This is a genomic window from Pseudomonas sp. SP16.1, assembly GCF_052682975.1.
In genome coordinates this window covers 3,279,455-3,292,230 of the sequence record NZ_JBQYFZ010000001.1, presented here as the reverse complement: position 1 = coordinate 3,292,230, position 12,776 = coordinate 3,279,455, and the positions used below count along the sequence as shown (strand labels likewise).

Here is a 12,776-nt window from a genome sequence, read left to right as displayed (position 1 = left end):
GGGTGTCCTTGTTCATGGCTGGCTGGCCTGCAGGCTGTTGCGCTCGCGCCAGGCGTTGCCGCGCGCCTCGCGTTCCTCTTGCAGCAGGCGCTGGGCGTCGGCCAGTTGCGCCGGGTTCAGGCTCTGGGCGACGGCATGGGCCAGTTCGTGGGCCTGCGGCGTGTTGCGCGGCAGGGCGAGCTGGCTGAAGACGTAGGCGTTGACCGGGTTCGGCTTGACGCCGCGACCCTGGCTGAACATCTGCGCCAGGGCGAAGTCGGCGCTGAGCTGGCCGGCGCGGGCGGCACTGAGCAGGTGATCGAGCGCCTGCTGCGGGTAGACCTCGCCGAGGTAGCCGCGCAGGTAGATCTGTCCCAGGTAGTAGTTGGCGCTGGGTTCGCTGGGCGCGGCCTTGCGCAGGTGCTGCTCGGCCTTGCGCGGCTCCTGCGGCAGCAGCTTGCCCTCGTAGTAGAGGCGCCCGAGCAGCAGCTCGGCGCGCGGCAGGGCGGCTTCGCGGCCCTTGTCCAGGTAGCCGAGCAGGGTCTCGGTGTCGCCTTGCTGCGGGTAGTCGTAGAGCAGCCGCGCCAGGCTGACCCAGGCGGCCGGATGGTTCGGCGCGATGGCTTCGAGCAGCTCCTGTGCGCGCTCGGGCTGCGGCTGGGCCAGCTCGGCGTCGGCCAGCACCTGGGCCACGGCATCGACCCGGTTGGGCGACACGCGGCCGGCGCGGTAGCCGGCCATCAGCTGTTTCAGCAGGGCGTCGAGCTGGTCTTCGCGGCCCTGCTTCTGATACACGGTGGCCAGCTCGACGTAGCAGACGTCGTTGGCGCTCAGGCCGGCCTGGCAGATGCGCTCGATCTCGCCCAGGTGTTGGTCGTAGCTGCCGTCGCTGCGGTAGACGAGGATTTGCGCCAGTTCGGCCTGCGGCAGTCCCTGCTGGCGCCAGTCATGGATGCGTTGCGATAGGTTCATGGCGGGGAAGTCCTGTGGGTAGAACAGGTAGAGCTCGGTCAGCGGCAACAGCACGCCGGCCTCGCCGGCGCGGCTGGCGGTCTCCAGCAGTTCGGCCGCTTCCTGGCGCTCGGCGGAGGTGCTGCCGGGCTTGCGCGCCAGCAGCTTGCCGAGCCGCGCCTTGGCCCGCGGCGAGCCGTCCTGGGCCTGGCGATAGACGCGTTCGGCCTCGGCCAGATCCTGCGGCTGGCCGTTGGCGACATGCAGATCGGCCAGGCCGATCTGCGCTTCGTCGTAACCCAGTTCGGCGAGCTGGCGGAAATGCCGCTCGGCGGTCTGCTGGTCGCCGCGCTGCAGTGCCTCGCGGGCCAGGCGTTCATCGGGAAGGCCGGCGCAACCGGCGAGGGCGGCGCCCACGGCCAGGCCGAGCAGGGCGGGGCGCAGAAGTGGTCTAGGCATGGCGTTAACGTCCGGCGGCAATGGCCCGGTCGACCAGCCAGCCCAGCGACGGGCCGCGGTCGATGACCACGTCCACCGGCTGGCCGGCCAGGCTGGCGGGCAGGGTTTGTTCGGGCTTGATCTGCACGCGGATGTCGGACGACAGGCCGCCTTCGTGCAGGCTGCTGCTGACGATCTCGCCACGGCGCGGCTCGTCTTCGCCGGCCACCTTGAAGCTCACCGGGCTGCCCGGACGGGCCTGTTCCAGATGGCGGTAGGGGAAGCTGGCGTTGACGGTGGCGATGCCGTCCTGCGGCACCAGTTCGAAGATCACGTCGCCCTTGCTGGCGAACTGGCCGTCGGCCACCAGCTGGCGGGCGATCTTGCAGTTGCACGGGCTGGTCAGGGTGCCCTGCATCTCGCGGGCGAACAGCGCCTCGATCTGGCTCGGCTCGAGCTGTTCCTCGCCCAGATGGCCCTTGAGCATCTCCAGCATGCTGGTGGTGAAGGTGGCGATCGGCGCGCCTTTTTCCACCACGCCGTCGGCCTGCACCAGGCTCTGCACGCTGCCTTCGCGCGGCATGGTGACCTGCAGCGCCGGCAGGCTGATCTGCGCCGACTGCGCATGGGTGACGAAGTACAGACCGTAGATCGACTTGCCGATGTAGCCGAAGGCGGCCAGGCCGACGAGGAAGATCGCGGCGCTGAACGACACCGCGCGCAGCCGCCCGAACCAGCCCATGCCGCCGCCGGCACCGGCCTTGCGCGCCTTGGTGAAGTTCTCGCGCTGGAGGATGTGCAGCACCTCGCCGACGTTGACCAGCTCGCCGGCCAGGTGGGCGCTGATCAGGTGGCGCAGGGCGGCGGTTTCGCGCGGGCCGAGGCTGTGGAACTGGCAGCCGACACGGCCCTGATCGGCGTTCACCGAGTTGACCTGGAACTCCATGTCCAGGCCCAGCACCATGCTTTCGAGCTGGAACTGCAGCTGGCCGCGATGGAAGTCGCCGACCTTGTGCGCGGTGCGTTCGCTGGCGAAGCTGAAACCGCCGGCGGAGACATCCAGCAGGCGCACGTCGATGCGCTCGCGCTGGGCATTGCTGTAGCGCAGGCGCCCGGGCAGCTTGACCCGGGCATGCTGGCGCTGGGCCTCGGACTCATGGACGACGTTGAGGTTGGCGACTGAGTTCATGGTGGCTAGTTCCTATTCGAGTTCGGTCATACCAGCGCCAACAGCGCGGCGATGAATACACAGGAGGCAGAGAAGGTCATGGCGCGCGACGACCAGCTGTTGAACCAGTTGGCGAAGCTGGACAGGCCGCGGTTGAGCTTGGTGTTCTGGCGCGTCCAGGACTGCTGGTCGAGGCGGAAGAACACGTAGATCTTCACCAGCGCGCCGACGATCTGGTTGTAATAGAGCAGTACCGGATAAGCCGGGCCGACGCGGTGGCCGGAGAGCATCAGCAGCAATGTCAAAACCAGGCGTGTGCTGCCGATCCACAGCAGGTAGATCAGCAGGTACATCAGGCTGTACTTGACGCTGGCGATGATCGCCACGCACAGGCCGAGCAGGCAGGTCCACATCGACACGCGCTGGTCCAGCAGCACCAGGCTGGTGAAGGCGCCGAGGCGTCCCAGGCCCAGGCGCAGGGCGCGCGAGTTCTGCCGCAGGTTGTTGCCGTACCAGCGGAACATCAGCTTGCGGCTGGCCTTGACGAAGCTCTTCTCCGGCGGATGCTCGACCGTGTTGATGGCGGCGTCCGGCACGTAGAAGGTGTCGTAGCCCAGGCGCATCAGGCTGTACCAGCTGGACTTGTCGTCGCCGGTGAGGAACTGGAAGCGGCCCAGGCGCCAGTGCTCGAGGTGGTCGCTCTCCACGTCGCGGATGAACTCGGGGTCGGTCACCACGCTGGCGCGGAACACCGACATGCGCCCGGTCATGGTCAGCACGCGCTTGCTTAGTGCCATCGAGCACATGTTGAGGTGGCGCTGGGCGAAGCGCAGCTTGTGCCACTCGCTCATCAGGTAGCTGCCGCGCACCTCGCAGAACTCGTTGGTGGTCAGGCCGCCGACGTTGGGGAAGAGCTTGAACCAGGGCACGCTCTTGATCACCACGCCCGGCTCGAGCACGGTGTCGCCGTCGATCACCGCCACCACTGCATCGCGATCCGGCTGCTGTCGGGAGATGGCGCGGAAGCCGTGGGCCAGGCCGTCGCGCTTGCCGGTGCCGGGAATCCGCACGATGTTCAGTTTGACGTGCGCCGGCGGCTGGGCCTTGGCCCACAGCGTCTTGATCAGCAGCTCGTCGGACAGCTCGACGATGGAGCAGACCACGGTGCTCGGGTAGCCGCAGTCGATCGCCTCGCGGATCACCGACTGGTAGACCATGGCGGTGGTCAGCGCCTCGATACGAAAGCTGGTGACCAGCAGGTAGACGTGAGAGGGGGCGGCATCCTTGCCGAGTTTCTGCACCTTGCGGCGATACCAGGGGTACACCAGGTAGAGGAACAGGCAGCCGCGCACGAAGTGCAGGGCGCCCATGGAATAACGCCAGATGCCGACGATGCCGATCAGCAGGAGGAAGTCCCGCGAGTCGGGGTCGAACACCGTACGCGGCAGCGCCAGCGCCAGCAGCATCAGCGCGCTGAGGTACAGCAGCCAGCCGCTGGCTTGGTTGAGGCCGTTCTTGAGCTTGTCCATATGCGTCTCTCGGTGCCCGCGCGCAGGGCGCACGGGCACGCTTGGCCTTACCAGCAGATGCCTTCGGTCACGCCATTGCTGGCGTGAGGCATGAAGCCGACCAGGTCGATCACCCGCTTGCCGCTGGGTGCCTGTGCGGCCAGGTGGGCGAAACGCTCGTCGCCGTTGCCGAGGACGATGATGTCGGCGTTGTCGATCACCGCGTCGAGGTCACTGTTGAGCAGCGAGGAGACGTGCGGGATCTTCGACTCGATGTAGTCCTTGTTGGCGCCGTGGACGCGGGCGTACTCGACGTTGCGGTCGTAGATGCGCAGGTCATAGCCCTTGCCGATCAGCATCTCGGCCAACTCCACCAGCGGGCTCTCGCGCAGGTCGTCGGTGCCGGCCTTGAAGCTCAGGCCGAGCAGGGCGACCTTGCGCAGGTCGTGCCCGGCGATGATGTCGAAGGCCTTCTGCACCTGGGCGGCGTTGCTGCGCATCAGCGAACCGATCAGCGGCGCCTCGACGTCCAGGCTGCCGGCGCGGTAGTTCAGCGCGCGCACGTCCTTGGGCAGGCAGGAGCCACCGAAGGCGAAGCCGGGCTTCATGTAGTACTTGGAGAGGTTGAGCTTGTGGTCCTGGCAGATCACGTCCATCACCTCGCGGCCGTCGACGCCGACCGCCTTGGCGATGTTGCCGATCTCGTTGGCGAAGGTGACCTTGGCCGCGTGCCAGACGTTGCAGGTGTACTTGATCATCTCGGCGACTTCGATGTCCTTGCGGATGATCGGTGCGTCCAGTTCGCTGTAGATGCTTTCCAGCAGATCGCCGGAGGCGCTGTCCAGCTCGCCGATCACGGTCATCGGCGGGAAGTCGTAGTCCTTGATCGCGGTGCTCTCGCGGAGGAACTCGGGGTTGACCGCCAGGCCGAAATCGACGCCGGCCTTCTTTCCGGAGCAATCCTCGAGGATCGGCAACACCACGTTCTTCGCGGTACCCGGCAGCACCGTGCTGCGCACCACTACGGTGTGGCGGCCGGGCTTGTTGCGCAGGGCAAAGCCGATCTCGCGGCACACGCCTTCGATGTAGTCCAGCTCCAGGTCGCCGTTCTTCTTGCTCGGCGTGCCGACGCAGATGAACGACACGTCGCTCTCCAGCACGGCGGCGGCGACATCGGTGGTTCCGCGCAGGCGACCCTGGCGCAGACCCTGTTGCAGCAACTCTTCCAGACCCGGTTCGACGATTGGCGATTTGCCGTTGTTGATCAGCTCGATCTTATGCGCGGATATATCCACGCCAATAACTTCGTGACCGCGCGCCGATAAACAACCGGCACATACGGCACCTACATAACCCAAACCGAAAATGCTGATTCGCATGGCATTCACCTCATCCGTTTACTATAATTTTCATTCCCGGCCAAACGGCCGCAACTGTCCGCTAAACTTGCTTTTATATTCGGCAAGTTCATTTAGGCATAAGTAGAGTGGGGCGCCGGATCTGGCACCTGGGGTGGGCCTGTTGTGTTAGCGGTGGCCCTCTGGGTTCATCTGGCTGGCCTGAGAGAAGGCTCTAGCTCGGTATTTCTGGTTGAGTGATCGATCTCCCGGAAAATCTCGCCTGTATTCTTGAATGCCTTGTTCCGCTGAGCCGAAGCTCGACATCGGGACGCTGTCAAATGACCCTGAAGGGGTATTTAACAAATTGTGTTACGGGCTGTATGAGTGTCGGGCTTTTGCGATAGTTCCTACCGTTCGTCCTCTTTCTGAATTGAAGCTGAACGAAGGCTGGTTGCACTTTGATGGCAGCGTGCAAGTTGCACGATAGCACTTTGCGAGTTGCGCGATAGCACTTTGCAAGTTCTGCAAAGTTCATGGGCGGGAAATAACGGGACGCGGACGCGTCCCGTGTGCGGGGGGGGTCAGTCTTGCGGTTGGTCGCGCAGAAATACCAGCTTGTCCGCGCTGGAGTGTTCGGCACTGTAGCGGTAGCCCTGGGAGTCGAACGCCGTCAGCTGTTCGGGCTGGCTCAGGCGATGCTTGATCACGTAGCGGGCCATCAGGCCGCGGGCTTTCTTGGCATAAAAGCTGATGATCTTGTACTGGCCGTTCTTCAGATCCTTGAACTCGGTGTCGATGATTCGCGCGTTCAGCGCCTTGCGCTTGACCGCGCCGAAATACTCGGTGGAGGCCAGGTTGAGTAGCACTCCGTCGCCCTGCTCGGCCAGCGCCTGGTTCAGCCAGCCGCTGATGCGCTCGCCCCAGAAGGCATAGAGGTCCTTGCCGCGCGCGTTGACCAGCTTGGTGCCCATTTCCAGGCGATAGGGCTGCATCAGGTCCAGCGGGCGCAGCACGCCGTACAGGCCGGAGAGCATGCGCAGGTGGCGCTGGGCGAAGTCGAAGTCGGCCTCGGAAAAGTCCTCGGCGGCCAGGCCGGTGTAGACGTCGCCCTTGAACGCCAGCAGCGCCTGCTTGGCGTTGGCCGGGGTGAAGTCCGGTTGCCAGCTGCCGAAGCGCGCGGCATTCAGCCCGGCCAGCCTGTCCGACAGGTGCATCAGCTCGGCGATCTGCGCCGGGCTCAGCTCGCGCAACTGGCCGATCAGCTCCTGAGCGTGGTCGAGGTACTCGGGTTGGGTAAAGCGCGTGGTCGCGGGCGGGGTCTCGTAATCGAGGGTCTTGGCCGGCGAAATCACCATCAGCATGGACATCTGCTCCTGAAAGTCTGGCGGCGATTCTAGAAGCTGAGGCCGGGCAAGACCACCTATGGGGGCGATTGAAAAGACCATGCCGCGCCGGCGCCGGTACTCTGCAGGCGTCGCGACGGAAAGGGTCTCTGCACTCGATTGGCGCGGCGTGCTGCACCTGGGGGCGGGGAGGGAAGGCGGATTGCAGCGGGTAGGACTTCGGACTTTAACGGGGGAGTCGGCGGCACGCCAAGCACTATCTGTCGCCTCGGAAAATAAACCTGCATGCCGATAAAAAAACGTTTTTCTGTCATGTGAATTGGAGTAATAAAACAGCAAGACCGCCGAAACCTGCAGACAGGTGGCGGCCACTGGCCCTCACCTTGCTTGCACCTTCTCAGCCCCGGCACTGAGGAGTCGGCGGCCTCTCCGCGGCGCAGAATCGCTCTGCTATTGCGTCGCTTGGCTACTACAAGAAGGTGACCGAGTATGGATGACCACGGACGCTCCAAGCCCACCGCTCCAACCCTCTACGCCCTCGACACCAACGTCCTGATCCACGATCCGAACGCCTTGCTGAACTTCGAAGAACACCACGTCGCCATTCCGATGACGGTGCTGGAGGAACTCGACAAGCTCAAATCCGGTAAACACGGTGTCGCAGCCGAATGTCGCCAGGCCATCCGCCTGATCGACCAGATCCTCGCGGGGGCCGAACCCGAGGAAGTGGAATACGGCGTGCCCATCCAGCGCGGCAAGAGCGGTCCCTGCGGGCTGCTGTCGATCCTCATGAGCAAGCGCGCGGCTCCCATCACCTGGCTGCCCGAAGACCTCAACGACAACAAGATCATCAACCAGCTGGTGGAGCTGAAATCGCGCAATCCGGGGTTGTCCGTGGTGCTGGTGACCAAGGACATCAACATGCGCCTGAAGGCGCGCGCATGCGGCATCGACGCCGAGGACTACCACACCGACCAGCTGGTGGACGACGTCTCGCTGCTGTCGAAGGGCTACCACGACATGACCGGCTCCTTCTGGGACCGCGTCAGCAAGGTGGAGACCCGTCAGGACCACGGCCGCACCTGGCACCGCGTGCAGCTGATCGACAACCTGCCGGCGGTGCATATCAACGAGTTCATCCTCGACGAGCAGGGCTTCGTCGGCTGGATCAAGGCGATCAAGGACGATGAGCTGGTGATCCTCGACATGCATCAGGAGCCGCTGCTGCACCAGGAGGCCTGGGGCCTGAAGCCGCGCGACGTGTACCAGTCGCTGGCGCTGTTCGCCCTGCTCGACCCGGACATCCACCTGGTCAACCTGTCCGGCGCCGCCGGTTCCGGCAAGACCATCCTGGCGCTGGCCGCGGCCATCGAGCAGACCATGGTCAGCAAGCGCTACCGGCGCATCATCGCCACTCGCAGCGTGCAGGGGCTGGATCAGGAGATCGGCTTTCTGCCCGGCACCGAGGCGGAGAAGATGGAGCCCTGGCTCGGCGCCATCACCGACAACCTCGAAGCCCTGCATATGGACGACGAGAACACCCATGGCAGCGTCGACTACATCCTGCAGAAGGTGCCGCTGCAGTTCAAATCGCTCAACTATATCCGAGGGCGCAGCTTCCAGCAGAGCCTGATCCTCATCGACGAGTGCCAGAACCTCACCCCGCACCAGATGAAGACCATCATCACCCGCGCCGGCAACGGCTCCAAGGTGGTCTGCCTGGGCAACCTGGCGCAGATCGACACGCCCTACCTGTCGGCGCCCAGCTCGGGCCTGACCTACCTGACCGAACGCTTCAAGGACTTCCCCCACGGCGTGCACATCACCCTGCAAGGGGTGCCGCGCTCGATCCTCGCCGAATACGCGGAAAGCCATATGTAAGGAGGTGTGGCCGAAAAGATTCCAAGTCATAGACGAGGAATTCAGTTCATGTCGTATCACCAGATCGTTATAGCGGGATGTCGGTGGGTGGCTCAGCGAGTACTCTCTGAGAACTGATGCCTGGCGAGCCGCGGACTCAATCCTAGGGGAACTCTGAAATAGCCGTCATTCTCGCGCAGGCGGGACAGCAGCTTTATCGCTGAACAGCGCTTGCGCTGGCCCGAAGGGGAATAATCCAGAACCTGCGTAGTCCCTGGGCTCCCGCCTTCGCGGGAGTGACGATAAATGGCTTGTTCAGAACTTCCCTAAAGAAATTTGACGGTTGTAGGGTCGATTGACCTTAGCGCGAAAAAGCTCAGGTGTTGTGGGGCTACGCCTCCTGTCCTACGGCAGGAGGCGTTTTTACGCCTGCCCAATCCTGACCCACGGGTTTACAATCGGCCGATCCCCGCTTGGAGCTTTCCCGTGCTGACCCACCTCGATTCCCAAGGCCATGCGCACATGGTCGATGTCACCGACAAGGCGACCACCTTCCGCGAGGCCACCGCCGAAGCGCGCGTGCGCATGCTGCCCGCCACCCTGCAGATGATCGTCAACGGCGAGCATCCCAAGGGCGACGTATTCGCCGTGGCGCGAATCGCCGGCATCCAGGCGGCGAAGAAGACCAGCGATCTGATCCCCCTGTGCCACCCGCTGATGCTGACCGGGGTCAAGGTCGAGCTCGCGGCCGACGGCGAAGATGCCGTGCAAATCACCGCGCGCTGCAAACTGTCCGGGCAAACCGGTGTCGAGATGGAGGCACTGACCGCCGCCAGCGTCGCCGCGCTGACCATCTACGACATGTGCAAGGCGGTCGACCGCGGCATGGTCATCGAGAACGTGCGCCTGCTGGAAAAGCTCGGCGGCAAGAGCGGGCACTACAAGCTGGAGGAACAAGCATGATTCGCGTGCAGTATTTCGCCCGCTATCGCGAAGCCCTGGGCCGCGACGACGAACAGCTCAGCGGTGACTTCGCCAGCCTCGATGAGCTGCGCCTGCACCTGGTCGCCCGTGGCGGCGCCTGGCAAGTGCTCGGCGAGCAGAACCTGATGTGCGCGCGCAACCAGGAATTGTGCGGCCTCGACGAGCCGCTGGAGGAGGGCGACGAAGTGGCCTTCTTCCCCACCGTTACCGGCGGGTGAGAGCGGCGATAGTCGCTGTCTCGATCACCTGGCCGCCCGCGGCTGAAGCCCCTCCTACACGAGAACCTGCGCATGAGCATCCGCGTACAAGCCCAGCCCTTCGACCCCGGCGCCGAACTCAACGCCCTGCACGCCGCCAACCTCGGCATCGGCGCGGTGGTCAGCTTCGTCGGCTACGTGCGCGACTTCAACGAAGGGCGCGAGGTGGGCGGCATGTTCCTCGAACATTTCCCCGGCATGACCGAGAAGGCGCTGGCCAAGATCGCCGTTGAGGCGCGCGAACGCTGGCCGTTGCTGGGTATCGAGGTCATCCACCGCATCGGCCGCCTGGAGCCGGGCGAGCCCATCGTCTTCGTCGGCGTCAGCAGCGCCCATCGCCAGGCGGCTTTCGACGCCTGCAACTTCGTCATGGATTATCTGAAGACCCGCGCGCCGTTCTGGAAGAAGGAAGACACCAGCGAAGGCCCGCGCTGGGTCGAAGGCCGCTGCAGCGACCAGAGCGCCGCCGAGCGCTGGCAGCGTGATTAAGGCGCTCGCCCTACCCTGAGCTTCACGGAAAGCGCATTGCGTGTAGGAGCCGGCTTGCCGGCGATGCTGCAAACGGGATCGCCAGCAAGCTGGCTCCTACCCTGAACGTGCGGCAGCGCTTTTGGTGGCCGATTTCACGCCAGCGCCAGATGCACCCGCAAGGCAATCGGTGCCAGCATCATCAGCACCCCCAGGCCGAGCACGCGCACGCCCCATTCGTGTTCGCGGAAGTTGAAACCGACCCCCAGCAGCACGAAACCGCCGATCAGCAGCACCAGCATCAGGTGGTAGTGATCCATCGTCTCGCTCCTTCTCGATTATCCTGCCTACAGCCTAGCCGCTGCGTTTCCGAGCGGCGCTGATCTGCGGCAAGGCGCTGACCCGATTGGCGACAGGGCGCGGCCCGATCCGTCGCTGTAGGGGCGGGCGGCCTGCTCCATACTGTGCGGCGTCCAGCCTCAAGGATTGTCCATGCGCCTGCTTTCTTCCCTGCTGCTCGCCGGTCTGCTGGCCTGCGCGCCACTGTCGGCCGCCGAACGCAGCTTCACCATCCTGCACAGCAACGACTGGCAATCGCGCCTGCTCGGCTTCGGCCCCAACAACGAATACAGCCCTGCCACCGTGGGTGATGACGATACGGTCGGCGGCGTCGCGCGCCTGGCCACCCTGCTGCGCGAGCGCCGCGCCGCCGCGAAGGGCGAGGCGCTGCTGCTGCTCGATGGCGGCGACTTCACCATGGGCACGCTGTTTCACACCATCGCCCGCGAGATGGGCAGCGAGCTGCGTCTGATGAGCGAGTTGGGCTACGACGCCGCAGTGCTCGGCAACCACGAGTTCGACTTCCGCCCCGCCGGCCTCGCCGCGATGATCGGTGCCGCGCACCGGGCCAAGGGCGAGGCGCTGCCGACGCTGTTGTCGAGCAACCTGCGCTTCGACGGTGCGAGCAAGGCCGACGACAGCCTGCAGGCGCACTTCGACGCCGGACGCATCCTGCCGTACCGGCTGATCGAGCGCGGCGGCATCCGCTTCGGCCTGTTCGGCCTGCTCGGCAACAACGCCGTGGCGGTCAGCCCGATGATCAAGCCGGTGACCTTCGCCGACCCGGTGGCCACTGCCAAGGCCATGGTCGCCAGGCTGCGCGAGGAGGGCGCCGAGGTGGTCATCCTGCTCTCGCACATGGGCGTCATCCAGCAGGCCGACGGCAGCTGGCGCGGCGAGGAGGTGGAGTTGGTCGAGCAGGTACCGGGCATCGATATAGTCGTCGGCGGCCATTCGCACGTGGCGCTGCCGCAGCCGGTACTGGTCAATGGGCGCACCCCGGTGATGCAGGCCGGCTCGGAGATCCAGTACCTCGGCGAGCTGCGCATGAGTCTCGGCGACGACGGCGTGCCGCGCTTGCGCGACTACCGCCTGCACGCGATCGACGACAGCATTGCCGGCGATGCGGCGATCACCGCCCGGGTCGAGGATTTCAAACAGGTGGTCAGCCAGCGCATGCTGGCGCCCAGGGGCTACCGTTTCGACCAGCAACTGGCCAGGGTCGATCAGCGCTTGGGCCGCGAGTTCGCCGAACACAGCCTGGCCAACCTGGTGACCGACGCCCTGCGCCACGCCGTGGACGCCGACCTGGCCTTCACCGGCAACGGTACCATCCGCGACGACGTGATCAAGGGCCGCCATGGCGTGCAGGACGTCTCCGACCTGTTCCGCATCGCCCCGCTGGGCATCGGCCAGTTCGACGACGAACCCGGTTACCCGATGATCAAGGCCTATGTCAGCGCCCGCGAGCTCAAGTCCCTGCTGGAGGTGCTGCTGCTCGCCTACCAGCTGCGCGACAGCCGCAGCTACTACCCGCGGGTATCCGGCGTGCGCTTCAGCTACAACCCCTGGCGCGTGCCGTTCGACCGCGTCAGCCGCATCGAGATCGGCGACCCGGTGGCGGGCTACCGCGAGCTGGACCTGGACGACACGCGCCTCTACAGCATCGGTGCCACCAGCTACGTCGGCAGCTTCAGCTGGTTGGTGCCGGACCTGACCAAGGGCCTGCTCGACGTGGTGCCCAAGGACGCCGACGGCCGCCCGCTGCCGCGCATCGAGGACGCCATCGTCGACCAGGACCCGCAGGCCGAAGGCGTACAGGAACTCAAGGAATGGCAGGCGCTGCTCGACCATATCCGCAGCCTGCCGGACCTGGACGGCGACGGCCTGGCCGATATCCCCTCCAGCGGCGCCGCCGCCGAACCGCGCATGCTGCGCGTGCCCAGCCTGCATCCGGGAGAGCTGTTCCGCCTGGCCGGCCCACTGCAATGGGGCGCCAGCGCGCTGCTGCTGGCTGGCGGGCTGTTGCTGCTCTGCCTGCTGACCCGCCCGCTGCGCCGTCGCCGGCATTGACGCGCTGTAAGGTGCGCCGCGCGCACCGAGGATCGATGCGCGTCTGTGGCATGCGCGTCCCTCCCTTC

At 65.3% G+C, this 12,776-nt stretch carries 11 protein-coding genes; 5 read left to right on the top strand and 6 right to left on the bottom strand.

The genetic code is table 11. The features are described from left to right. Positions 1-12 precede the first annotated feature (12 nt). The 5 genes from algK to yaaA all read right to left on the bottom strand — a co-directional run bounded on the left by algK (position 13) and on the right by yaaA (position 6,745). The gene (algK, locus tag ACUTAF_RS15755) at positions 13-1,389 is read right to left on the bottom strand and encodes an alginate biosynthesis TPR repeat lipoprotein AlgK (RefSeq protein WP_445580838.1); all 1,377 of its coding nucleotides are present in this window, start codon (positions 1,387-1,389) and stop codon (positions 13-15) included. 4 nt (positions 1,390-1,393) lie between these two features. Further along, positions 1,394-2,557, bottom strand: a complete 1,164-nt coding sequence (locus ACUTAF_RS15750; protein ID WP_445580837.1) for an alginate biosynthesis protein Alg44 — start codon at positions 2,555-2,557, stop codon at positions 1,394-1,396. Between the two features lie 26 nt (positions 2,558-2,583). Continuing rightward, a complete protein-coding gene (locus ACUTAF_RS15745; protein WP_445580836.1) occupies positions 2,584-4,065 on the bottom strand; it encodes a glycosyltransferase family 2 protein in 1,482 nt (493 codons plus the stop codon). Positions 4,066-4,112: 47 nt separating this feature from the next. Next, entirely contained in the window at positions 4,113-5,423 is a 1,311-nt protein-coding gene (gene algD / locus ACUTAF_RS15740) for a GDP-mannose 6-dehydrogenase (protein WP_445580835.1), read from the bottom strand. A 542-nt stretch (positions 5,424-5,965) separates the two neighbouring features. After that, positions 5,966-6,745, bottom strand: a complete 780-nt coding sequence (gene yaaA / locus ACUTAF_RS15735) for a peroxide stress protein YaaA (RefSeq protein ID WP_445580834.1) — start codon at positions 6,743-6,745, stop codon at positions 5,966-5,968. A 471-nt stretch (positions 6,746-7,216) separates the two neighbouring features. Here yaaA and ACUTAF_RS15730 point away from each other — a divergent pair, with 471 nt between their 5' ends. The 4 genes from ACUTAF_RS15730 to moaE all read left to right on the top strand — a co-directional run bounded on the left by ACUTAF_RS15730 (position 7,217) and on the right by moaE (position 10,317). After that, on the top strand, positions 7,217-8,608 hold the full coding sequence (locus ACUTAF_RS15730; RefSeq protein WP_445580833.1) for a PhoH family protein: 1,392 nt from the start codon (positions 7,217-7,219) through the stop codon (positions 8,606-8,608). A gap of 465 nt (positions 8,609-9,073) precedes the next feature. Continuing rightward, complete coding sequence (gene moaC, locus ACUTAF_RS15725; protein WP_445580832.1) at positions 9,074-9,550, top strand: cyclic pyranopterin monophosphate synthase MoaC; 477 nt, start codon at positions 9,074-9,076, stop codon at positions 9,548-9,550. Further along, complete coding sequence (locus tag ACUTAF_RS15720; protein WP_445580831.1) at positions 9,547-9,789, top strand: MoaD/ThiS family protein; 243 nt, start codon at positions 9,547-9,549, stop codon at positions 9,787-9,789. The genes moaC and ACUTAF_RS15720 overlap by 4 nt, the downstream gene beginning before the upstream one ends. A 72-nt stretch (positions 9,790-9,861) precedes the next feature. Further along, positions 9,862-10,317: a molybdopterin synthase catalytic subunit MoaE gene (moaE, locus tag ACUTAF_RS15715; RefSeq protein ID WP_445580830.1), complete on the top strand. Its 456-nt coding sequence runs from the start codon at positions 9,862-9,864 to the stop codon at positions 10,315-10,317. 134 nt (positions 10,318-10,451) lie between these two features. On the opposite strand, the gene ACUTAF_RS15710 is transcribed toward moaE, so the two are convergent. Beyond that, positions 10,452-10,616 (bottom strand): hypothetical protein, encoded by a 165-nt coding sequence (locus ACUTAF_RS15710; protein WP_445580829.1) that lies wholly within the window; start codon positions 10,614-10,616, stop codon positions 10,452-10,454. A gap of 172 nt (positions 10,617-10,788) precedes the next feature. Between ACUTAF_RS15710 and ACUTAF_RS15705 the strand changes: the two genes are divergently transcribed. Then, a complete protein-coding gene (locus ACUTAF_RS15705; protein ID WP_445580828.1) occupies positions 10,789-12,708 on the top strand; it encodes a bifunctional metallophosphatase/5'-nucleotidase in 1,920 nt (639 codons plus the stop codon). Positions 12,709-12,776: the final 68 nt, after the last annotated feature.

Excerpts from the sequence above, each read along its gene's own strand:
- algK (WP_445580838.1), bottom strand. The coding sequence starts at position 1,389 with ATGCCTAGACCACTTCTGCGCCCCGCCCTGCTCGGCCTGGCCGTGGGC.
- ACUTAF_RS15750 (WP_445580837.1), bottom strand. The coding sequence starts at position 2,557 with ATGAACTCAGTCGCCAACCTCAACGTCGTCCATGAGTCCGAGGCCCAG.
- ACUTAF_RS15745 (WP_445580836.1), bottom strand. The coding sequence starts at position 4,065 with ATGGACAAGCTCAAGAACGGCCTCAACCAAGCCAGCGGCTGGCTGCTG.
- algD (WP_445580835.1), bottom strand. The coding sequence starts at position 5,423 with ATGCGAATCAGCATTTTCGGTTTGGGTTATGTAGGTGCCGTATGTGCC.
- yaaA (WP_445580834.1), bottom strand. The coding sequence starts at position 6,745 with ATGCTGATGGTGATTTCGCCGGCCAAGACCCTCGATTACGAGACCCCG.
- ACUTAF_RS15730 (WP_445580833.1), top strand. The coding sequence starts at position 7,217 with ATGGATGACCACGGACGCTCCAAGCCCACCGCTCCAACCCTCTACGCC.
- ACUTAF_RS15720 (WP_445580831.1), top strand. The coding sequence starts at position 9,547 with ATGATTCGCGTGCAGTATTTCGCCCGCTATCGCGAAGCCCTGGGCCGC.
- moaE (WP_445580830.1), top strand. The coding sequence starts at position 9,862 with ATGAGCATCCGCGTACAAGCCCAGCCCTTCGACCCCGGCGCCGAACTC.
- ACUTAF_RS15710 (WP_445580829.1), bottom strand. The coding sequence starts at position 10,616 with ATGGATCACTACCACCTGATGCTGGTGCTGCTGATCGGCGGTTTCGTG.
- ACUTAF_RS15705 (WP_445580828.1), top strand. The coding sequence starts at position 10,789 with ATGCGCCTGCTTTCTTCCCTGCTGCTCGCCGGTCTGCTGGCCTGCGCG.